Annotated in this window: 21 protein-coding genes; 19 read left to right on the forward strand and 2 right to left on the reverse strand. The window is 72.7% G+C overall.

The window, feature by feature from the left end; translation table 11 throughout:
- Nucleotides 1-65: 65 nt before the first annotated feature.
- The 19 genes from Q7T67_RS03480 (at nucleotide 66) to Q7T67_RS03570 (ending at nucleotide 21347) form a co-directional block, all read left to right on the forward strand.
- Nucleotides 66-413, forward strand: coding sequence for a hypothetical protein (locus tag Q7T67_RS03480; RefSeq protein ID WP_304786031.1), 348 nt, complete (start codon nucleotides 66-68; stop codon nucleotides 411-413).
- Between the two features lie 145 nt (nucleotides 414-558).
- A complete protein-coding gene (locus tag Q7T67_RS03485) occupies nucleotides 559-1341 on the forward strand; it encodes a (Fe-S)-binding protein (RefSeq protein WP_304786033.1) in 783 nt (260 codons plus the stop codon).
- Between the two features lie 82 nt (nucleotides 1342-1423).
- A complete protein-coding gene (locus Q7T67_RS03490; protein WP_304786035.1) occupies nucleotides 1424-3058 on the forward strand; it encodes a lactate utilization protein B in 1635 nt (544 codons plus the stop codon).
- Complete coding sequence (locus Q7T67_RS03495; protein ID WP_304786037.1) at nucleotides 3055-3720, forward strand: LUD domain-containing protein; 666 nt, start codon at nucleotides 3055-3057, stop codon at nucleotides 3718-3720. Before Q7T67_RS03490 ends, Q7T67_RS03495 begins: the two co-directional genes overlap by 4 nt.
- A gap of 609 nt (nucleotides 3721-4329) precedes the next feature.
- Nucleotides 4330-5181, forward strand: coding sequence for a DeoR/GlpR family DNA-binding transcription regulator (locus Q7T67_RS03500; RefSeq protein ID WP_304786039.1), 852 nt, complete (start codon nucleotides 4330-4332; stop codon nucleotides 5179-5181).
- Nucleotides 5178-6710 carry a sugar ABC transporter ATP-binding protein gene (locus tag Q7T67_RS03505; RefSeq protein ID WP_304786041.1) on the forward strand — a complete coding sequence of 511 codons (1533 nt, stop codon included), beginning with the start codon at nucleotides 5178-5180 and terminating at the stop codon, nucleotides 6708-6710. The genes Q7T67_RS03500 and Q7T67_RS03505 overlap by 4 nt, the downstream gene beginning before the upstream one ends.
- Entirely contained in the window at nucleotides 6707-7810 is a 1104-nt protein-coding gene (locus Q7T67_RS03510; protein ID WP_304786043.1) for an ABC transporter permease, read from the forward strand. The genes Q7T67_RS03505 and Q7T67_RS03510 overlap by 4 nt, the downstream gene beginning before the upstream one ends.
- Nucleotides 7807-8919, forward strand: coding sequence for an ABC transporter permease (locus Q7T67_RS03515; RefSeq protein ID WP_304786045.1), 1113 nt, complete (start codon nucleotides 7807-7809; stop codon nucleotides 8917-8919). Before Q7T67_RS03510 ends, Q7T67_RS03515 begins: the two co-directional genes overlap by 4 nt.
- Nucleotides 8912-10003, forward strand: a complete 1092-nt coding sequence (gene rhaS, locus Q7T67_RS03520) for a rhamnose ABC transporter substrate-binding protein (RefSeq protein ID WP_304786047.1) — start codon at nucleotides 8912-8914, stop codon at nucleotides 10001-10003. Before Q7T67_RS03515 ends, rhaS begins: the two co-directional genes overlap by 8 nt.
- A gap of 98 nt (nucleotides 10004-10101) precedes the next feature.
- On the forward strand, nucleotides 10102-11676 hold the full coding sequence (locus Q7T67_RS03525; RefSeq protein ID WP_304786048.1) for an L-fucose/L-arabinose isomerase family protein: 1575 nt from the start codon (nucleotides 10102-10104) through the stop codon (nucleotides 11674-11676).
- On the forward strand, nucleotides 11676-11996 hold the full coding sequence (locus Q7T67_RS03530) for an L-rhamnose mutarotase (protein ID WP_304786049.1): 321 nt from the start codon (nucleotides 11676-11678) through the stop codon (nucleotides 11994-11996). The genes Q7T67_RS03525 and Q7T67_RS03530 overlap by 1 nt, the downstream gene beginning before the upstream one ends.
- Nucleotides 11986-13500: a rhamnulokinase family protein gene (locus Q7T67_RS03535; protein ID WP_304786050.1), complete on the forward strand. Its 1515-nt coding sequence runs from the start codon at nucleotides 11986-11988 to the stop codon at nucleotides 13498-13500. Before Q7T67_RS03530 ends, Q7T67_RS03535 begins: the two co-directional genes overlap by 11 nt.
- Before the next feature lie 29 nt (nucleotides 13501-13529).
- Entirely contained in the window at nucleotides 13530-14744 is a 1215-nt protein-coding gene (locus Q7T67_RS03540; RefSeq protein WP_370695354.1) for a TIM barrel protein, read from the forward strand.
- A 103-nt stretch (nucleotides 14745-14847) separates the two neighbouring features.
- On the forward strand, nucleotides 14848-16965 hold the full coding sequence (gene rhaD / locus Q7T67_RS03545) for a bifunctional rhamnulose-1-phosphate aldolase/short-chain dehydrogenase (RefSeq protein WP_304786054.1): 2118 nt from the start codon (nucleotides 14848-14850) through the stop codon (nucleotides 16963-16965).
- Between the two features lie 250 nt (nucleotides 16966-17215).
- The gene (locus Q7T67_RS03550) at nucleotides 17216-18352 is read left to right on the forward strand and encodes a Gfo/Idh/MocA family protein (RefSeq protein ID WP_304786056.1); all 1137 of its coding nucleotides are present in this window, start codon (nucleotides 17216-17218) and stop codon (nucleotides 18350-18352) included.
- 27 nt (nucleotides 18353-18379) lie between these two features.
- On the forward strand, nucleotides 18380-19231 hold the full coding sequence (locus tag Q7T67_RS03555; RefSeq protein WP_304786058.1) for a sugar phosphate isomerase/epimerase: 852 nt from the start codon (nucleotides 18380-18382) through the stop codon (nucleotides 19229-19231).
- Nucleotides 19215-19970, forward strand: a complete 756-nt coding sequence (locus Q7T67_RS03560) for an SDR family NAD(P)-dependent oxidoreductase (protein WP_304786060.1) — start codon at nucleotides 19215-19217, stop codon at nucleotides 19968-19970. The genes Q7T67_RS03555 and Q7T67_RS03560 overlap by 17 nt, the downstream gene beginning before the upstream one ends.
- Nucleotides 19971-20096: 126 nt before the next feature.
- Nucleotides 20097-20855, forward strand: a complete 759-nt coding sequence (locus tag Q7T67_RS03565; protein WP_304786062.1) for a FadR/GntR family transcriptional regulator — start codon at nucleotides 20097-20099, stop codon at nucleotides 20853-20855.
- A gap of 105 nt (nucleotides 20856-20960) precedes the next feature.
- Complete coding sequence (locus tag Q7T67_RS03570; RefSeq protein WP_304786064.1) at nucleotides 20961-21347, forward strand: Na-translocating system protein MpsC family protein; 387 nt, start codon at nucleotides 20961-20963, stop codon at nucleotides 21345-21347.
- A gap of 25 nt (nucleotides 21348-21372) precedes the next feature.
- On the opposite strand, the gene Q7T67_RS03575 is transcribed toward Q7T67_RS03570, so the two are convergent.
- Together Q7T67_RS03575 and Q7T67_RS03580 are read right to left on the reverse strand one after the other, a co-directional pair.
- The gene (locus Q7T67_RS03575) at nucleotides 21373-21750 is read right to left on the reverse strand and encodes a type II toxin-antitoxin system death-on-curing family toxin (protein ID WP_304786066.1); all 378 of its coding nucleotides are present in this window, start codon (nucleotides 21748-21750) and stop codon (nucleotides 21373-21375) included.
- Entirely contained in the window at nucleotides 21747-21950 is a 204-nt protein-coding gene (locus Q7T67_RS03580; RefSeq protein WP_304786068.1) for a ribbon-helix-helix protein, CopG family, read from the reverse strand. The genes Q7T67_RS03575 and Q7T67_RS03580 overlap by 4 nt, the downstream gene beginning before the upstream one ends.
- Nucleotides 21951-21987 lie beyond the last annotated feature (37 nt).

Consider the following 21987-nt stretch of genomic DNA (forward strand, 5'->3'; position numbering starts at 1 on the left):
CGCGGGTGGGAAGATGGGACGGTACGGGGCACCCTGCCCCTGACCGTCAGGAGCCCGCGCTACCCATGTTCTCCCTCGAGAAGCTCAACCGGTACTGGTTCCCCGGCGTCATCCTCGTCGCCTGCTTCGTGGTCTACGCGCTGAGCCCGGACGAGACGGGCCTCGAGGTCATCGCGGTGCTCTTCGGCGGCGGGGCGGCGATCGTCGTCGTCAACTACATCCAGCGGGTCGGCTTCGCGGGGGACGTCGAGCGCGACAAGGAGGCCGAGGTCCGCGCCTTCTACAGCCGCTACGGCATGTGGCCGGGCCAGGCCTCGCCGGAGTTGCTCGCGCAGGCCCGCAGCGAGGGCATGCTCGAGCACGTCGTCCTCCCGCCGCGCCCGGCGCCGCGGGCGGGCGCCGGCTCGCGCTGAGGGCGCAGTCGGTCGGCCGCCCCGAGCACCACGGCGCGGGGCGCCTCGCGGTGGCCGGCCGTGCGGTCCCGCCCGCTCGACGGTCATTCGAGCGCAAACGCACAAAAAGCCCCGCGAACGATCGTGACGGGCTACCCTCGCTCGGATGGGGACGAGGGCATCGCTGCTGATCACCTGCCTGGTGGACACCCTGTTCCCCGACGTCGGACGGGCGAGCGTGGCGGTGCTCGAGCGGGTCGGGGTCGCGGTCGACGTGCCGATGGAGCAGACCTGCTGCGGCCAGATGCACCAGAACGCCGGGCACCCCGCCGACGCGACCCGGCTGATGCGCCGCACGATCGCGGCGTTCGCCGACGCGGAGGTCGTCGTGTCGCCCTCGCCCTCCTGCGCCGCCCAGGTCGTCGCGCACTACCCGCACCTGGCGGAACGGACGGGGGACGCCGGCCTGCTGCGCGAGGCACGCGACCTCGCCGCCCGCACCCGCGACCTGTCGACCTACCTCGTCGAGGACCTGGGCGTCGAGGACGTCGGGGCGCCCGCGTTCCCGCACACCGTCACCTACCACCCGACCTGTCACGGGCTGCGGCTGCTCGGCATCGCCGACCGGCCCCAGCGGCTGTTGCGCCACGTCCCCGGCATCGACCTGCGCGACCTGCCGGATGCCGCCACCTGCTGCGGCTTCGGCGGCACGTTCGCGGTCACCAACGCGGACGTCTCGACGGCGATGATGGACGACAAGCTGGCCGCCGTGACGTCGACGGGCGCCGAAGTCCTCAGCGCCGCGGACTCGTCGTGCCTGATGCACATGGGCGGCGGCCTGCAGCACCGCCACTCGACGGTCCGCCCGCTGCACTACGCCGAGATCCTCGCGGGCGTCCGCGATGACGACGCCCGCCGGTCGGCCCCGACGCTCGAGGTGACCCGATGAGCGCCCGCTTGCCCGTCCGCGCCGCGTCCCGCCCGACGGCCACGCCGGGGCACCGGCCCACGCCCCGACCGGCGGTGACCCGATGAGCGCCCGCTGGCCCGAGGTGCCCCAGGACTTCCCGAAGGCCGCGAAGGTCACGCTGCAGGACGAGCAGCTGCGGGCCAACCTCGGGCACGCCACGACCGCGATCCGGGCCAAGCGCGGGGGCGTGGTGGCCGAGGTCGACGACTGGGAGGACCTGCGCGACGAGGGCGCCGCGGCACGCGACCGGGCGCTGCGCGCGCTCGACGAGCGACTGGTCGAGCTCGAGGCCAACGTGCAGGCCGCCGGTGGCGTCGTGCACTGGGCGCCCGACAAGGCGGCGGCGCAGCGGATCGTCGTCGACCTCGTCGCCGCCACCGGCAGCGACGAGGTCATCAAGGTCAAGTCGCTCCTGACGGACGAGCTCGAGCTGAACCCCGCCCTGGCCGATGCCGGCATCGAGGCGCACGAGACCGACCTGGCCGAGCTCATCGTGCAGCTCGGCGGCGACCGACAGAGCCACATCCTCGTCCCCGCCATCCACCGCAACCGGCGCGAGATCCGCGACATCTTCCGCGAGCACCTGCCCGGAGCGGGGGACGTGTCCGACGATCCCGCCGCCCTGGCCGAGGCCGCGCGACGCCATCTGCGCGAGACGTTCCTCCGCGTGCCGGTCGCGATCTCCGGGGCCAACGCCGCGGTCGCCGCGACGGGCACGGTCGCCGTCGTCGAGTCGGAGGGCAACGGGCGCATGTGCCTGACCCTGCCGCGGACGCTGATCACCGTGATGGGCATCGAGAAGGTGCTGGAGACCTGGGAGGACCTCGGCACGATCCTGCGCCTGCTCCCGCGGTCCTCGACCGGCGAGCGGATGAACCCGTACACCTCGCTGTGGACCGGCGTGACGCCGGGCGACGGGCCCGAGGAGTTCCACCTCGTCCTCGTCGACGCGGGGCGCACCAACGCGCTGGCCGACCCCGTCGGGCGCGACGCGCTGCGGTGCATCCGCTGCTCGGCGTGCCTGAACGTCTGCCCCGTCTACGAGCGCACGGGCGGGCAGGCGTACGAGTCGATCTACCCCGGCCCGATCGGCGCGATCCTGACCCCGCAGCTGCAGGGCCTCGACACCGCGCCGACCCTGCCGTGGGCCTCCAGCCTGTGCGGCGCGTGCTACGAGGTGTGCCCGGTCAAGATCGACATCCCGAAGATCCTCGTCCACCTGCGCGGGCGCGTCACGGCGGAGACCGACGCCTCCGGCAAGGGCCACCACGCCGGCGTCGAGCGTCTCGCGATGCGCAGCGTCGCCCGGGTGATGGACAGCCGCCCCGCGTACGAGGCCGCCCAGCGCGCCGGCCGGCTGGGCCTGTCCCTGCTGCAGCACGGCAACGGCCGCCCCGGCCGCCTGCCGGGCCTGAAGGGCTGGACCGCCTCGCGCGACCTGCCCCCGCCCGAGCCGTCCTTCCGCTCGTGGTGGCGGGAGCGCGAGGCCACGGGTGGGGCGCCGTCGGTCGGTGGCGCGTCACCTGTCGAGCGGCCGGCAGCGGTCGGCGGGGCGGGCGCCGCCGGGTCGGTGCCGCTGGAGGTCGTCGTGCATCCACCGGGCGGCCGGCCCGGGGTGGTCGGCGGGCCCGGCGTGGTCGGACGGCCCGGCGGGGCGCCGACCGACCCGACCCGGACCGCGGGGGACGACGCGTGAGCGGCCGCGACCAGGTGCTGGCGAAGGTCCGGGCGGCGCTGCAGACGGCCGAGCGCGGCGCGGGGCCGGACGGACCGCGGCCCGTGCCCGCTCCCGGGCGGCGGACCCGGCCCGACGCGTGGGACGCCGACGAGCTCGCGGACCGCTTCGCCGAGCGGGTCGACGACTACCGGGCGACCGTCGTGCGGACGGGGCCGGACGGCGTGGGGGCCGCGGTCGCCGCCGCGCTGGCCGATCTGGACCCCGGCACCGTCGCGGCGCCGGCCGGGCTGCCCGCCGCGTGGAGACCGGACGACGCGCTCGACGGGTCGGTGCTGCGGACCGCGGAGCTGCCCGCAGTCTCGGCGGTCGTCACCGCGTGCCGTCTGGCGATCGCGGAGACCGGCACGATCGTCCTGGACCACGCCGACGACCAGGGCCCGCGGCGGCTGACCCTGGTGCCGGACCGGCACGTCTGCGTCGTCCGCACCGAGCAGATCGTCGACGACGTGGACGACGCCTTCGCGGCGATGTCGCCCGCCGACCACGGTCCGCCGGGCCCGGGCACCCCGCCGCTGACGTTCGTCTCCGGCCCCTCGGCCACGAGCGACATCGAGCTGCAGCGCGTCGAGGGCGTCCACGGCCCGCGGACCCTCGTGGTGATCGTGGTGGGGCCCGGCTGAACGGTCGGCGGTGCACCGATCCCCGGCCCGTCGGGAGGGCGATCGCGGCGGAGTGGTCGTGGTCCGGTCGCCGGTGGCGTCGTGATCGCGACCGGGTCCGGTGGGTGGCGCAGCGCGCGGCGGGCCCGCGACCGTCGTTTCCAGGGGCGTTGCGTCGGCGGTCGGCGTGCGAATTCCGCCAATCGGCCGGGCCGGGCCCGTCCGTTGGCAGGTCACGCACGTAGAGCGTGCGTCATCCGCCAATGGGGCGGTGGGCCGAGCCCGGATTGACGGGTTCCGCACGTCGGCCGGCCCCGCGCCTCGCCTCGCGGCGTCGGCCGGCCGGCCGCCCGGCACGCGGCGCCCGCGCCTCCCGCCCCCGGCCCGCGACCCCTCCCGAACGTGGTCGTTCGCGGTGTCCCTTGTGCGGAAGGGGGCGAACGTCGACCATGCGTACAGCCCTCCGGCCACCCTCCGAACGGGGGGAGGTTTCCCCGAATCCACCGTCCAACACTGGCGATGCGGAGGTTCGCGGGCAAGGAGCCAATGTGCGTCTTGACACAGACTTCCGTTTCTGTTCTGATCGTTTCTGCGCGAACCCGTGCACTTGTAGGAGAGAGAAGCCACCTCGTGGGGAAGAACAACCGCAAAGCACCGGACGATCGACCGCGCCTCGCCGAGGGGCGCCGCGAGGCGATCCTCGAGGTCCTGCAGGCCCAGCGCGCCATCACCGTGGCCGAGATCGAGTCCCGCTTCGCGGTCTCGCCGATGACCGCCCGTCGCGATCTGGCCGAGCTCGAGCGTCAGGGGCACGCCCGCCGCACGCACGGCGGCGCCGTCCTGCCGAGCTCCTCCTCCCACGAGGACTCGTTCTCCGCCCGCATGGCCACGGCGACCGCCGCCAAGCGCGCCCTGGCCGTCGCGGCCGCCGAGACGGTGGAGGACGGCGAGGCGCTGTTCCTCGACTCGTCGACCACGGCGTACCACCTCACCGAGGTCCTGATCCGCGACGACCGCGCCGTCACGGTCGTCACGAACTCGCTGCCGATCATCGACCTGCTCTCGTCGAACGCCCGCGAGACGATCGAGCTGATCGTCGCCGGCGGCCAGCTGCGCCGCATCTCCCGCTCGTTCGTCGGCCCGCTCGCGGTCGAGGCGATCAAGCGCCACTGGACCGACCGCGCGTTCCTGTCGGTCAAGGGCATCGCCCCCGACGGCACGCTGACGGACGCCGACCCGCTCGAGGCCGAGGTCAAGCGCACCATGATCAGCCAGGCCACGACGGCCACGCTGCTCGTCGACGGCGGCAAGCTCGACCGGCGCGGCCTGTCCGTCATCGGGCCGGTCTCGACCTGCAGCGACGTCCTCGTCGCCGGGCTGCCCGCCGGCTCGGACCTCATCTCCGCCATCGACGTCCCCGGCGTGGCCGTGCGCCAGCTCGACGCGGGCGAAGCACCCACGCCCGAGGAGGCGACCGCATGAGCACCCCGTCCACCACGACCCCGCTCGTCGCCCTCGACGACGCGAGCCGCTCCTTCGGCGCCGTCCGCGCGCTGCAGAACGCGTCGCTCGCCCTGCGCGCCGGCGAGGTCCGCGCGCTGATGGGCGAGAACGGCGCCGGCAAGTCGACGCTCGTGAAGATCCTCACCGGCGTCGACCGCCCCAACAGCGGCACGGTCCTCGTCGACGGCGAGCCCGTCGTCTTCCACTCCACCGCCGACTCCCGCGACGCCGGCGTCGCGGTGATCCTGCAGGAGCCGACGCTCTTCCCCGACCTCTCCGTCGCGGAGAACGTCGTCATGGGCCGCCACCCGAAGCGCTCGTTCGGGCGCGTCGACCGCCCGGCGATGAAGAAGACCGTCCAGGGGCTGCTCGACCGCCTCGGGGTCGACCTCGACCCCGACCGCCCCGTCCAGGGCCTGTCGATCGCGGACCAGCAGATCGTCGAGATCGCCAAGGCGATGAGCTTCGACGCGCGCGTCCTGATCATGGACGAGCCGACCGCCGCCCTCTCGGGCCGCGAGGTCGAGCGCCTGTTCGGCGTCGTCCGGGCGCTGCAGGAGCGCGGCGCCGCCGTCCTCTTCATCAGCCACCGCCTGGAGGAGGTCTACGAGATCGCCTCCGTCGTCACCGTCATGCGCGACGGCGAGGTCGTCCACGACGGCCCGCTGTCCGAGCTGCCCGAGGACGAGCTCGTCCGCCGGATGGTCGGCCGCGACGTCACCCAGCTGTTCCCCAAGAGCGAGCCGAAGATCGGCGAGGTCGTCCTCGACGTGAAGGGCCTCTCCCGGGAGGGCGTCTTCTACGACGTCGACCTGCAGGTCCGGGCCGGCGAGATCGTCGCCCTGGCCGGCCTCGTCGGCGCCGGCCGCTCCGAGGTCGTCCAGGCGATCTTCGGCGTCGACCGCGCCACCGAGGGCACCGTGACGATGCTCGGCAACGACCTGCCGCTCGGCAAGCCGACCGCCGCGGTCGCCGCCGGCATGGCGCTCGTGCCCGAGGACCGTCGTCAGCAGGGCCTCGTCATGGACATGTCGATCGGGCAGAACGCGACGCTCGCCCGCCTGGGCGACATGCGCTCCCGCGGGCTGCTGTCCCCGAAGCGCGAGCGCGCCGAGGCCGAGCGCTGGGGCGAGCGGCTGCAGCTGAAGTACGGCCGCCTCGGCGACGCCGTCGGCACGCTCTCGGGCGGCAACCAGCAGAAGGTCGTCCTCGCCAAGTGGCTGGGCACCGAGCCCCGCCTGCTGATCATCGACGAGCCCACCCGCGGCATCGACGTCGGCACGAAGTCCGAGGTCCACCGCATCATCGACGAGCTCGCCGGCCAGGGACTCGCCGTCCTGATGGTCTCGAGCGAGCTGCCCGAGGTGCTGGGCATGGCCGACCGCGTGCTCGTGATGTTCGAGGGCCGCGTCACCGCCGAGCTCTCGCGCGCCGAGGCCGACGAGGAGCGCATCGTCCGCGCCGCCACCGGCCGCGTGTCCGCGCCGGCCACCCAGGAGATCGCATGAGCACCCCGACGACGTCTCCCGCGCCCGCCGGCCCGGGCGGCCTGGCCCCGAAGATCGCCGCCGAGGAGGAGGCCCGCGTCTCCGCCGGGCGCCGCTTCATCGACCGCCTGATCCGCGCCCGCGAGCTCGGCCTGCTGGTCGTCCTGGCGCTCATCGTGATCGTCACGGGCGTCATCGAGCCGAACTTCCTCGACGCCGACAGCCTCAAGCAGACGGTCCTGAACGTCGCGATCATCGCGGTGATGACGGCGGGCATGACGCTCGTCATCGTCACCCGCAACATCGACCTGTCCGTCGGCTCGATCCTCGGGCTCTCGGCCTTCGTGTGCGGCGACTTCCTGACGAAGAACCCGGACGTCCCGTGGCCCGTCGGCGTGGTCATCGCGGTGGTGATCGGCGCCGCCTGCGGCCTGCTCAACGGCGTGCTCGTCACCTGGGGCCGGGTCCCGGCGCTCGTGGTGACGCTCGGCACGATGTACGCGCTGCGCGGCGTCGCCTTCCTCGTCACGGACGGCCGCCAGATCAACGCGGAGGACCTGCCCGACTCGTTCCTCACCGCCGGCTCGGGCGACCTGCTCGGGATCCCGACGCTGATCGTGGTCGCGCTCCTGGTCATCGCGCTCTTCTGGTTCGTCGCCCGCGACTACGCGTGGGGCCGCCAGCTCTACGCGATCGGCTCGTCCGGCCGCTCCGGCGGGCAGGCGGCCAAGCTCGCCGGCCTGAAGAGCGACCGCCGCGTCACCCAGGCGTTCGTCATCTCCGGCGCGCTCGCCGGCCTCGGCGGCGCGATGTTCGCCGCCCGCTACGGCACGGTCGACGCGACCGCCGGCCAGGGCTACGAGCTGCGCGTCATCGGTGCCGCGGTGGTCGGCGGCGTCGCGATCGCCGGCGGCTCGGGCTCGGTCCTGGGCGCCGCCCTGGGCGCGGTCGTCCTGGGGACGATCCAGACCGCCCTGATCGTCCTGAAGATCGACGACTTCTGGCAGCAGGCCATCGTCGGTCTCCTGATCATCGTCGCGATCGCGCTGGACCGCCTGATCGCCAAGCAGAGCGAGGCACTGCTCCGGCAGCGGTCCGCCCGACGGAGGACCGCAGCATGAGCACCATCGCCCCGACGGCGCCGGCACCCGACCGCACGCCGAGCAGCCCGCGGTCCGAGGACTCCCGCCTGAAGGCGATCCTCGGCCGCTGGGAGACGCTGATCCTGGCGCTCATCGCGCTGGTCTTCCTGATCGGCTCGGGCATCTCGTCCGAGTTCCTGACCGGCGAGTCCCTGACGACCGGCTCGAGCGACTTCACCGAGTACGCGATCCTGGCGCTCCCGCTGACGCTGATCATCGCCACGGGCGAGATCGACCTCTCGGTCGCCTCGGTCCTGGCGCTCAGCTCGGCGCTCATGGGCTACCTCTGGAACCAGGGGCTGCCGATGGAGGGGATCATCCCGATCTGCCTCGTGGCCGGCGCGCTCTGCGGCCTGCTCAACGGCTGGCTCGTCACGGGCCTCGGGCTCCCGAGCCTCGCGGTCACGATCGGCACGCTCGCGCTCTTCCGCGGCCTGGCGTTCGTGATCCTCGGCGACGAGTCGGTCACCTCCTTCCCGACGGGCTACACCGACTGGGCGTTCGGCAACTTCGCCGGCACCGTCGTGCCCAACACGATCGTCCTGTTCCTCGTGCTCGCCGCGGTCTTCGCGGTGGTCCTGCACCGGACCCCGTTCGGCCGCGCGATCTTCGCGATCGGCGCCAACCGGGAGGCCGCGCGGTTCAGCGGCCTGCGCGTGAACCGGATCCAGCTCCGGCTCTTCATCCTGAGCGGCGTGATCGCGGCCCTGGCCGGGATCCTGCTGACCCTCCGCAACTCGACCGCCGCCGGCAACGTCGGCGAGGGCTTCGAGCTCACCGCCATCGCGGCGGTCGTCCTCGGCGGCGTGTCCATCTTCGGCGGCACCGGCACGATCGGCGGCGTCCTGCTCGCCCTGATCCTGCTCGGCGGCATCCAGAAGGCGCTGAACCTCGACCCGGACATCAGCACGTACTGGGTGAACATCGTCTTCGGCATCTTGCTCATCGGCTCCGTCCTGGGGCCGAACCTCGCAGCGCGCGTCCGTGAGGCGCGCCGCATCAACTCCCGCGGAACTCGGCCCCCTCGGCCCGGCCGATCCGCGGCACCACAGTCCGGGCCGGGAGGAGAGGGGAACTCGAATGCGTGATTCACGCTTCATGCGCGTCCTGGCACTGCTGTTCGCAGTCGTGCTCGGCGCCGCCGTCATCACGGGCTGCGGCTCGACCAAGGACGACGAGGAGAGCGGCAGCGCGAGCTCCGGCTCGACCGCCGCCGAGACCACGGCCGCCGACTCGTCGGCCACGATCAAGAAGGGCCTCAACGTCGTCGTGATGCCCAAGCAGCTGGGCAACCCGTACGAGGAGCTCGAGGACAAGGGCACCGTCGCGGCCATCGAGGAGACGGGCGGCACCGCCAAGATCCAGGGTCCGACCGACGCCGCCGCGTCGTCGCAGGTCTCGCTCCTGCGCTCGATCACGCAGCAGAAGCCGGACGCCATCGTCCTGGCCGCCAACGACCCCAACGCGGTCGTCCCGGTCCTGAAGCAGGCGCAGCAGCGCGGCATCAAGGTCGTCACGCAGGACTCCGACTCCGCGCCCGAGGGTCGTCAGATCTTCATCAACCAGGCGACGACGCAGTCCATCGGCGAGCAGCTGGCCAAGCAGGCGCTCGAGACCGCGGGCTCCGCCGGCGGCGAGGTCGCCGTGCTGTCCGCGACGGCCAACGCGCCGAACCAGAACGCCTGGATCAAGATCATGCAGACCGAGCTGAAGAAGCCCGAGTACTCGAAGATCAAGCTCGTCAAGGTCGCCTACGGCGACGACGACGACCAGAAGTCGTTCCAGCAGGCCCAGGGCCTCCTGTCGGCCTACCCGAACCTCAAGTCCATCGTCTCCCCGACGACCGTCGGCATCGCCGCGGCCGCCCGGTACGTGTCGGACTCGAAGTACAAGGGCAAGGTCGCGGTCACCGGTCTCGGCACGCCGAACCAGATGCGCAAGTTCGTCAAGGACGGCACCGTCGCGCAGTTCGCGCTGTGGAACCCCGAGGACGTCGGCTACCTCGGCGGCTACGCCGCCGCAGCCCTGGCCTCGGACGTCATCACCGGCAAGCAGGGCGAGTCCTTCAAGGCGGGCAAGCTCGGCACGAAGACCATCGGCGAGAACGGCGAGATCGTCCTCGGGCCGCCCACGACGTTCACCACGGACAACATCGACAAGTTCGACTTCTAGGGCCACCTAGACGTCGAACACCCCTCGCAGGACGGCGGGACGGGCGCACCACGCGTCCGTCCCGCCGCACCGCGGAGACCCCCGAGGACCAGGACCACATGAGCACCACCCACGACATCACGAGCACCGCCCCCGCAGAGACCGATGCCCGCCCGTCCGCTCGCGCGACCGGCCGCATCGGCGTCTTCGGCATCGGCCTCGAGGCGTACTGGGACCAGTTCGAGGGCCTGGAGGACCGCTGCAAGGGCTACCAGGCCGACGTCGAGGCCCAGGTCGCCGAGCTCGGCGGCGAGGTCGTCTCCGCCGGCCTCGTCGACACCCCGCAGAAGGCCCGGATCGCCGGCGACCTCTTCGCCCAGGGTCAGGTCGACCTGATCCTCTGCCACGTCGTCACGTACGCCACGTCGGCCACCGTCCTCGCGGCGGTGCAGGCGGCGAAGGTCCCGGTCGTCCTGCTGGGTCTGCAGCCCACCCGGACCCTGGACTACGAGCACGTCGACACGGGGGAGTGGCTGGCCAACTGCGCCGCCTGCTCCGTCCCCGAGATCGCCGGAGCGTTCACCCGCTCGGGCATCCCGTACGACACGGTCGCCGGGACGATCCGGGACGACGAGCGCGCCTGGTCGAGGATCGGCGCCTGGGTCCGCGCCGCCGGCGTCGCCCGCTCGCTGAAGCGCGCCCGCATCGGCTTCATGGGGCACGCCTACGCGGGCATGCTCGACATGTACTCCGACTTCACAATGTTCCACGGCCAGGTCGGCGCGCACGTCGAGGTCCTCGAGATCGACGACCTGCAGGTCCGCACGGACGCGGCCACCGACGAGCAGGTCGCCGCGAAGACCGCCGAGATCCGCGAGCACTTCGCCTTCGCCGACCCGTCGAGCGACCCGATCGCCGGACCGATCACCGACGCGCAGCTGGACTGGTCCGCCCGCGTGGCCGTCGGCCTCGACGCGCTCGCGAAGGACTTCGAGCTCGACGCGCTGACCTACTACTACCGCGGCCTGGACGACAACCCGCAGGAGCGCCTCGGCGCCGGGGTCATCGTCGGCAACTCGCTGCTGACCGCGCGGGGCATCCCGACGGCCGGCGAGGCCGACATCAAGACGAACCTCGCGCAGCTGATCCTCGACCGGCTCGGCGCCGGCGGCTCCTACACGGAGTACTACGGGCTCGACCTGGACGAGGACTTCGTCCTGATGGGCCACGACGGCCCGGGCCACATCGCCATCGCCCAGGAGCAGCCGGTCCTCCGCTCGCTGAAGCTCTTCCACGGCAAGCGCGGCGGCGGGCTGTCCGTCGAGCTGCAGGTCCGCCACGGCGACGTGACGATCCTCGGCTGCACGCAGACCGCGGACGGCCGCCTGAAGCTCATCGCCGCGGAGGGCGCGTCGATTCCCGGCCCGACGTTCCGCATCGGCAACACGAACTCGCGCCTGCGCTTCGACCTCGACCCCGCGTCGTTCCTCGAGGCCTGGTCCGCCGAGGGTCCGACGCACCACGTCGCGCTCGGCGTCGGCCACCGGATCCAGGACATCGAGGCCGTCGCGCGGCTGCTCGACCTGGAACTCGTCGTGGTCGGCAAGGACGCGGCCGCCCGCGGCTCGCGCCTCTCCGCCTCGGCGAACGACCGCCACGTCGCCCACCGCCCGGCCCCGATCGGCGGCCGCTGATGGAGCGCGTCTGCTTCCTGCTCCAGGTCCGGCCGGAGCGGATCGCGGAGTACGAGGAGCGCCACGCCGCCGTGTGGCCCGAGATGCTCGACGCCCTGCTGGCGTCGGGGTACCGCAACTACTCGATCTTCCTGCGCCCCGACGGGCTGCTCGTCGGCTACTTCGAGTGCGACGACTTCGCCGCCGCCGACGCCGCGATGCAGGCGACGGACGTCAACGCCCGCTGGCAGGCCGAGATGGCCGAGTTCATGACGTTGCCCGAGGGCGCCCGTCCGGACACGGGGCTGCTGCGCCTGCGGGAGGTCTTCCATGTCGGCTGACCCACACGCCGGACCCGCGGACGGGGCCGGCCCCGCCGGCGGATCGGCCGCGACCTACGCCGCGATCGACTTCGGCGCCTCCAGCGGCCGGGTCCTGGCCGGCCGCTACGACGGCGAGCGGGTGAGCCTGACGGAGGCCGCGCGATTCCCCAACCGGCCCGTCGACCTGCCCGACGGCAGGCACTGGGACCTGCTCGGCCTCTACGCCCAGGCGCTCGAGGGCCTGCGGACCGTCGCGGCCGGCACCGACCTCGTCGGCGTCGGCGTCGACACGTGGGCCGTCGACTACGGGCTGCTGGACCGCGACGGCCGACTGCTCGGTCTGCCGTTCCACTACCGCGACGGTCGGACCGAGGGCATGGTGGACCGCAGCTTCGCCCGGGTCTCCCGCGAGGCCCAGTACGCCGTGGCCGGCATCCAGACGATGCCGATCAACACCGTCTTCCAGCTGGAGGCCGAGCGCGGCTCCGCGGCGATCGACGCGGCCGACCGCATCGCCCTGATCCCCGACCTGCTCTCCCACTGGCTCGGCGGCGACCTCGTCAACGAGGCCACCAACGCCTCGTCCACCGGGCTGCTCGACGCGCGCACCGGCACGTGGTCGCACGACCTGATCGGCCGCCTCGACCTGCCCGGCGTGCTCTTCGGCCCCACCGTCGAGCCGGGCACGACGATCGGCCGCCTGCGCCCCGCGCTCGGCCTGGGCGACGCGAAGGTCCACGCGGTCGGCTCGCACGACACCGCCTCGGCGTTCGCCGCCGCCCCGGTGGTCGGCGACGACGCCGCGATCCTCTCGAGCGGCACCTGGTCGCTCCTGGGCCTCGAGCTCGACGCGCCCGTCCTGACCGACGCCGCCCGAGACGCCAATCTCACGAACGAGCGCGGCGTCGACGGCACGATCCGGCTGCTGAAGAACGTCATGGGCCTGTGGCTGGAGCAGGAGCTCTCGCGCGCCTGGAACGTCCACGCGGCCGAGCTGCAACGCCTCGCCGGCGAGGCCGATCCCGACGTGCCGGTCCTCGACATCGACGACGCCGCGTTCCTCGCCCCGGACGACCTGCCCATGCTGATCGCCGAGCACTGCCGTCGCACGGACCAGACGCCCCCGGCGACGAAGGGCGAGACCGTCCGCACGATCTTCGTGTCGCTCGCCTGCCGCTACCGCTGGGTGCTCGAGCAGCTCGAGGCCGTCTCCGGGCGCACGATCCGCACGATCCACGTCGTCGGCGGCGGCGTGCGCAACGAGCTGCTCTGCCGTCTGACCGCCGACGTCACCGGGCGCACCGTCCTGGCCGGACCCGTCGAGGGCACCGGCATGGGCAACGTGCTCGTGCAGCTGCGCGCCGCCGGTGAGCTCGGCTCGCTCGCCGAGCTGCGGGCGCTCGCCGCCGCGTCCGCACGGCCCCGGGTCCACGAGCCCGCCCCGGACCGCGCCGCGGCGGAGGACCTCTACCGCCGCTTCCTGAAGGTCGCGCAGCTCGCTGCGCCGACCACCACCGCATGACCTCCGAGAACCGAGGACCGAAGAACCCCATGAGCACCGACTACGAGCACCTCGCCGCGAAGCTGACCGACCGGGGCGTCGACGTCGCCGCCGTCCGCGCGCGCCTGTCCGAGCTCGTCGTCGAGGTCCCGTCGTGGGGCTTCGGCGACTCCGGCACCCGCTTCGCCACGTTCCTGCAGGACGGCCGGCCGCGCTCCGTGGTCGAGCGGCTCGAGGACGCCGCCGAGGTCCAGCGGCTGACCGGCGCCTCCTCCCGCGTCGCGCTCCACATCCCGTGGGACGCCGTCGACGACTACGCGCAGCTCGGGCGCGAGATCACCGACCGCGGCCTGACCGTCGGCACCATCAACCCGAACCTGTTCCAGGACGTCGACTACAAGCTCGGCTCGATCACCAACCCCGACGCCGGGATCCGCCGCAAGGCGACCGACCACCTCCTGGAGTGCGGCGAGATCGCCCGCGCGACCGGGTCCGACGCACTGTCGCTCTGGTTCGCCGACGGCACGAACTACGTCGGCCAGGACGACCTGCTCGCCCGTCGCCACCGCATGCGCGAGGCGCTGCAGGAGCTCCACGCGGCCACGGGATCCGAGTCCGGCCCCGCTCTCGCGCTGCTCGTCGAGTACAAGCTCTACGAGCCCGCGTTCTACGCCACCGACCTCGCCGACTGGGGCTCCGCCGCCCTGCTCTGCCGCGAGATCGGCGAGCGGGCGCAGGTCCTCGTCGACCTCGGCCACCACGCCCACGGCGTGAACATCGAGCAGATCGTCGCGATCCTCGCGAGCTACGGCCTGCTCGGCGGCTTCCACACCAACGACCGCCGCTACGGCGACGACGACCTGATCACCGGGTCGGTCAACCCGTTCGCGCTCTTCTCGATCTTCTTCGAGCTGACGGCCCTGCCGCAGCTGCCGCGGATCTCGATCGACCAGGGCCACAACGTCGAGACGAAGGTCGAGGCGATCCTGCGCTCCGTCCTGAACATCCAGGACTCCTACGCCAAGGCGCTGCTGGTCGACCGCACCGCGCTCGCGCAGGCGCAGGCCGAGGGCGACGTCAACCGTGCGCACGGCCTGCTGACCGACGCGTTCTCGACCGACGTCCGCCCGCTGACCGCCAGCGTCCGCGAGGCGAAGGGCGCCGCGGCGGACCCGGTCGCCGCGCTCCGCGACGGCGGCTACCCCCAGAAGATCATCGACGCGCGCGGCAAGGCCGCCGGCGTCGCGGGGGGATGGGGCCGATGACCTCGTGCCCCGCTCACGCACCGAGCCGCGCCTGCATCCCCGGCGCCGCCACGACCACCACTTCCGCAACCACGACCTGCCCCGCGCAGCACGAGGATCCTCGATGAGCACCACCACGCAGCCCCTCGTCGCCCTGGCCGACGACCTCTGGCCGACCGACCCGTCCGAGGTGCCGTCCGACCCGCTGGGTCAGGTGGTCCTCGCGTCGCACCTGCTCGGGGCCAACCGCGCCGTGGCGAACATCGGCGGCGGCAACACGTCCGCCAAGGGCACCGCCACCGACCACACCGGTCGGGAGGTCCGCGCGATGTGGGTCAAGGGCTCCGGCTCCGACCTCGCGACGATGACCGAGGCCAACTTCACCGGGCTGAAGCTCGACGACCTGCTGCCGCTGATGGACCGGCCCGAGATGGTCGACGAGGAGATGGTCGCCTACGTCGGGCGCTCGATGCTCGACCCCGCCATGCCGCGCGGCTCGATCGAGACGCTGCTGCACGCGTTCATCCCGGCGGACCACGTCCACCACACGCACCCCGACGGCATCAACGTCATCGCCGGCGCGAAGAACGGCGAGGCGCTGATCCAGGAGTGCTTCGGCGACCGCGCGATCTGGGTCCCGTACATCCGCCCGGGCTTCACGCTCGCCAAGCAGATCGGCGAGGCCGTCCGCGACAACCCGGGCGCCGAGCTCGTCGTGCTGGGCAAGCACGGCCTCGTGGTCTGGGGCGACACGGCGGAGGACACCTACCGCCGGACGATCTCGATCATCAACGAGGGCGCCGCCTTCATGAACGAGAAGGCCGGCGGCGCGGTGCGCTTCGGCGGCGTCGCCCCGGAGGCCTCGGCGCTCGACGCCGCCGGTCGCCAGGCCGTCCTCGACGTCGTCCTGCCGTCGCTGCGCGGCGCGGTCTCCAGCGAGCGCTCGAAGGTGCTGCTCGTCGACCAGTCCGCCCCGGCGATCGAGTTCGTCACGTCGGTCCGCGCTCCCGAGCTCGTGACCGTCGGCGCCGCGTGCCCGGACCACCTGGTCCACACGAAGATGCTGCCGATGTTCGTGCCCTTCGACCCGACGTCGGAGGACGCCGAGGTGCTGAAGGCGCGCGTCGTCGAGCGCGCCGCGGCGTACCGCGAGCAGTACGCCGCGTACCACGCCGCCAACGCCGAGAACCCGGACGTCCGCATGCCGGGCACCGAGGCCGGCGCCGTGCCGATCTCCGATCCCGACCCGCGCGTCGTGCTGATCCAGCACGTCGGCCTCGTCGGCGTCGCCCCGACGCCGAAGGGCGCGTCGCTCTCGCGCGACCTCTACCACCGCGCCATCGAGGTCATGGCCGGCGCCGACGCGGTCGACGAGTTCGTCTCGCTGACCGCCGACGAGAGCTTCGCCGTCGAGTACTGGCCGCTCGAGCTCTACAAGCTCTCCCTGGCGCCCGCGCCCGGCGAGCTGCAGGGCAAGGTCGCGTTCGTGACCGGCGCCGGCGGCGGCATCGGCCGCGCGATCTCGGCGGAGCTGGCCGCGGCCGGTGCGGTCATCGCCGGGTTCGACCTGGACGCGGACGGTGCCACCGAGGCCGTCGGCCCGCTCGGCGTGGGCATCGGCGGCGACGTCACCTCCGAGGAGTCCGTGGCGAACGCGTACCGCGAGGCCGTGCGGAAGTTCGGCGGCGTCGACATCCTCGTGAGCAACGCCGGCATCGCGTCGAGCTCCGCCATCGAGGACACGACGCTCGAGGAGTGGGAGCGCAACCACCGCATCCTCGGCACCGGGTACTTCCTCGTCTCGAAGGAGGCCTTCCGGATCATGCGCGAGCAGGGGACGGGCGGCTCCATCGTCTTCATCTCCTCGAAGAACTCGCTCGTGGCCGGCAAGAACGCCTCCGCCTACTCGTCGGCCAAGGCCGCCGAGCTGCACCTGGCGCGCTGCCTGGCCGAGGAGGGCGGTGCCGACGGCATCCGCGTCAACACGGTCAACCCGGACGCGGTCCTGCGCGGCTCGAAGATCTGGCAGGGCAACTGGCGCGAGGAGCGGGCCGCCAACTACGGCCTGGACCCGGCCGAGCTCGAGGAGCACTACCGCCAGCGCAACACGCTGAAGGTCCTGATCCTCCCCGAGGACATCGCGGCCTCGACGCTGCACTTCGCCTCCGAGGCGCGGTCGGGCAAGTCGACGGGCAACATCCTCAACGTCGACGGCGGCGTCCCGGCGGCCTACACGCGGTAGCGGTCCCCCGCGGGCGCCGGCCGCCCGCAGGACCCCGGGCCGCGCCTCGTGCGCGGCCCGCACGACGGTGCACGAGCCGGGCCGGGAGGCCCGGCTCGCCGTCGTTCCGGGGCCGTCCGCGGCGCCCCCGCCCCGCCTCCGCGACGCATCCGGCGACTCCCCTTGACACCCGGCGGACCGGTCGGATAGAGATACCTGAAGTTCAGGTGCTCTGAACAGTTGATCTCCGGACTCCGGAGGGGGAGAGGACATGTCGCACGATCTCGATCTGGCCCACATGCCGCAGCTGCCGGCCGACCGCAGCGCGCCGATCGGCGTCGTCGGGGCGGGGTTCATCGTCGACGACATCCAGCTCGTCGCCTACCGCGAGGCCGGGTTCAACGTCCAGGCGATCGCGTCGCGCTCGCCCGCCCGGGCCCAGGAGGTCGCGGCGCGTCACGGCATCCCGACGGTCCACGACACCTGGCAGGACCTCGTCGCCGACGAGCGTCTGCAGATCATCGACGTGGCCTTCCCGCCGGCGCTGCAGCCCGAGATCGTGGTCGCCGCGGCCGAGCAGCCGCACGTCCGAGGCGTCCTGGCGCAGAAGCCGATGGCGGTCGACCACGCCACCGGCCTGCGCACCGTCGAGGCCTGCGAGGCCGCCGGCACGCCGCTGGCGGTCAACGTGAACATGCGCTTCGACCAGTCGATCCGCGCGGTGAAGACGCTGCTGGACCGCGGTGAGCTCGGCACGCCGGTGCTCGCGACGATCGAGATGCGGGCCATCCCGCACTGGCAGCCGTTCCTCGAGGGCACGGACCGCCTGACGCTGCAGAACATGTCGATCCACCACCTCGACGCGTTCCGCTACCTGCTCGGCGACCCGGACGGGATCTACGTCTCCGCCCGCACCGACCCGCGCACGACCTTCGAGCACCGGGACGGCATCTGCCTGTCGATCCTCGAGTGGGACGACGGCGTCCGTGCCAGCGCGTGGGACGACGTCTGGACCGGCCCGGTCCGCGAGGGCTCGGAGGGCGACGTCTACATCAAGTGGCGCGTCGAGGGCACCGCGGGCGTCGCCTGGGGCACGATCGGGTGGCCGAGCTACCCGAACCGCACGCCGAGCACGATGCGCTTCGCGTCCACGGCGCGGCCGAACCAGATCGTCGAGCCCGTGTGGCCCGAGGTCTGGTTCCCGGACGCCTTCGCGGGAACGATGGGCGAGCTGATCGGCGCGACGCAGGGTGCGCCGCTGAGCATCTCGGGCCGGGACAACCTGCAGACCTTGGCCCTCCTGGACGCGGGCTACCGCTCCATCGAGGAGAAGCGCCTCGTGCGCGTCGAGGAGATCACCGGCGGCCTCGTGGCCGCCCCGACGGGCGCCGCGACCGCGGCGTCCTGAACGACGGACGAGAAGGGGAGGATTCGCATGGCGAAGCTGGAGCTGGGGATCATCAGCGGCGTGTGGGACGGGACGCCGGTCGGGCGCGAGGAGGGGATGCGCAAGGTCAAGGAGATCGGCTTCGACTCCTACGACATCTTCGAGGACCCGCTCGACATGACGACGGAGGAGCAGGCGCGGATCAAGGAGCTCGCCGACGAGCTCGAGCTGCCGATCCGCTCGTGCGTGTGCGTGAACTTCGCGCTCGTGGACTTCAACCCGTCCGTGCAGCGCTTCGCGCTCGACCGCGGCCGGGCCTACATCGAGCAGGCGAAGCTCTACGGCGCGCGCAACGTCGTCCTCGTGATCGGCGAGTACTACTGGGACGACGAGGTCATCCCGAAGGACGGCGTCTGGCAGATCGCCGTCGACAACGTCAAGGCGCTCGCCCAGGACGCGGACGCCGCCGGCGTCGACCTGGTCATCGAGCTCGAGCCGTTCACGCAGGCGCTCGTCAAGGACGTCCCGGAGCTCGTGCGGTTCGTCAAGGACGTCGGGCACCCGCGCGTGAAGGCCAACGCCGACATCTCGCACCTGCACCTCGCGAAGACGGAGTTCTCCGACGTCGCGCTGATGACCGGCATGATCGGCCACGTGCACCTCTCGGACTGCGACGGCGAGGTCCACGGCGACCTGCCGCCCGGCCGCGGGAAGACGCCGATCAAGGAGTACCTCCAGGCGGTCATCGACACCGGCCTGGACGACTCCACGGTCGCGCTCGAGCTGGAGTACTCGCCCGACCCGGCGAACATCGTCGCCTGGGTCGAGGAGGCCTACGAGTCCTCCGCCCGGATCCTGGACGAGCTCGGCGTGAGGAGCCTGAGTGGATCTGCGGCTTGAGGGCAAGGTCGCCGTCGTGACGGGCGGCGCCGGCGGGGGGCTGGGCGAGTCGATGCTCGTCGGGCTCCTGCGCGAGGGCGCCCGCGTCGTGGCCGTCGACCGCAACCCCGAGCGCTCCGCCGCCCTGATCGAGCGGCTCGCCGAGCACGGCGAGGCCGTCGCCCACCTGGCCGACGTCTCCGATCCCCACTTCGCCGACGGTGTCGTGGAGACCGCGACGAAGGCCTTCGGCGGCATCGACGTCGTCGTCAACAACGCGGCGATCTACCCGTCGAAGAAGTGGGACGAGTACGACGTCGAGGAGTTCTCGCGCGTCCTCGACACCAACCTGCGGTCGCTCTTCGTGATGAGCAAGGCGGTCGTGCCCGTGATGGCCGGCCGCGGCGGCGGATCGATCGTGAACATCGGCTCGATCACGTTCCTGGTGGGGATGCCGCTGATCCTGCCCTACGTCACGAGCAAGGGCGGGATGGTCGGGTTCACCCGGGCGCTGGCCCGCGAGGTCGGCGTCCACAACGTGCGGGTCAACACCGTCTCGCCGGGGGCGTTCCCGACGGGCGGCGAGACGATCCACCCCGATCCCGAGGGCTACTCGCAGCACGTCATCGACCAGCAGTCGCTGAAGCGCCGCGGCACGGGGGAGGACCTGGCCGACGCGGTCACGTTCCTGGCCAGCGACCGGGCGTCGTTCATCACGGGGCAGATGCTCGAGGTCGACGGCGGCTGGGCGCACCACTGATGCCCGCGACCGGCGACCTTCGGGGGAGGGGCGCCGGTTGCAGGAGTGGGGCGGCCCCGACCGGGGCACGTGCAAGCAGTACACCTGAAGGTCGGAGGACCCGATGACCGCTAGCCTGGACCGATCGTGAGCACCGAGACCCCCGCCGGCCCCGGCTTCGCACCACTGCGCCGCGAGAAGCTCTCCGAGAGCGTCGCGGAGAAGCTGCGCGAGGAGATCCGCGACGGCAACCTGCAGGCGGGGGCTCGCCTGCCGGGCCACCGCGAGCTGGCGGCGATGTTCTCGGTCGGACTGAGCTCGGTCCGCGAGGCGATCAGCATGCTCGCGAGCGAGGGGCTGGTCGAGACCCGCGCCGGTCGCGGCACCTACGTCCAGGAGCGCGGCGCGTCGTTCGCGTTCGCCGGCTCGGCGACGCGGCTGACCCGCCGCGAGGTCGAGGAGGTCATCGAGGCCCGCGAGATCGTCGAGCTGCAGCTGGGTCCGATGGCCGCCGAGCGCGCCTCGGCCGAGGACGTTGCCCGCCTGCGCGCCTGCCTCGAGGCGATGGCCGCCTCGGTCGACGACGTCCCCGCCTACGCGGACGCCGACATGGCGCTCCACATGGCGATCGCCGACGCCGCGCAGAACCGCTTCCTCCGCCAGGCCGTCGAGCAGATCCGCTCGATGATCCGCGAGAACATGGAGCTCTCGTCGACCATCGCGGCCGGCCGGCCCGGCGGTCTGGAGGCGAGCCTGCAGTCGCACCGGCGCCTCGTCGACTCGATCGAGTCCGGCGACGCCGAGGCGACCCGCCAGACCCTCTTCGAGATGATGGGCCGGCACCACGAGTCGGTGCTCAAGGGCACCGCGGCGGCGCCGCCGCCGGCGGCGTCCGCGGCGGACTGACCTCGCCGTCGCGGGTTCCCGGTCGTCGCGCCCGCGGCGGCCCGTGGCGCCGGGCGCCAGGGTCCCGTCGCCGTTCACCGGGCCGTCTCTCCCACGATGCCCGCCATGACGGAAGCAGCGACCGACGCGACCGACGGAGAAGGCTCCGGCGACCGCGAGGCCCCACCGGCGCAGCGGATCTCCGCCGTCATCATCCAGACCTACAAGGCGAAGTTCGGCAAGGGGCCGGAGAACATCCGGGTGCACCTGACGGGCGACACCGTCATGGCCCTCCTGCGCGGGGGCTTCTCGGTCGTGGAGGAGTCGCTCCGCGCCGCCGGTCAGGCCGAGGCCGTCCGGGACCAGCGGCGCGTCTTCGGGGACATGGTCGCCCCCGCCCTGGCGGAGGCGATCACCGAGGTGATCGACCGCGAGGTCGTCGCGGTGCTGGCCGACACGAGCCAGGACCCGGACCTCTGCGTCATCGTCCTGGTCCTCGCCCCGCGCGACTGAGCCGCGGCGCGCGGTCCGGACGGTCTCAGCGGGACTCGCTCCCGTCGCGCAGCCGCCGGGTGATCTCCCCGATCTCGTCGACGTCGCCCGTCGCGACGGCGATCACCAGGTCGTAGGCCTCATCGTGGGACAGCGTCAGGCGCCGGCCGTTCACGCCGAGGAACGCGAAGGTGCCGGCCAGCGCCAGGCGCTCGTTCCCGTCGACCAGCGCGCGGTTCCGTGCGAGGGAGTGGAGCAGCGCGGCGGCCTTCTCCTCGAGGGTGGGGTAGGCGTCCGATCCGAACGCCGTGGCGCGCGGCCGGGCCAGTACGGACTCGAGCAGCCCGTGGTCGCGCACGGCGACGTCTCCCTCGATGACCCGGTCCGCGACGTGCAGCAGCTCGGCCAGGGTGAGGAAGATCACCGCCCGAGGCGCTCCAGAGCCTCTGCGTAGCGCGGGATCTCGGCGTCGAGGACCTCGTCCAGGAGCTCGGCCCGGCTCGACGACTCGACGTAGTCGCGGATCGCCTGACGCGCCACCTCCTGCATCGACCGGGACTCGCGCTCGGCGCGCCGTCGCAGGGCCTCGGTCTCGTCCTCGGTGAGTCGGAGCGTCATGGCCATGACGAGATGGTATCGCCCGTGGTGTCACGTCACCAGG

It is taken from the genome of Patulibacter sp., assembly GCF_030655195.1.
GTDB lineage: Bacteria > Actinomycetota > Thermoleophilia > Solirubrobacterales > Solirubrobacteraceae > Patulibacter.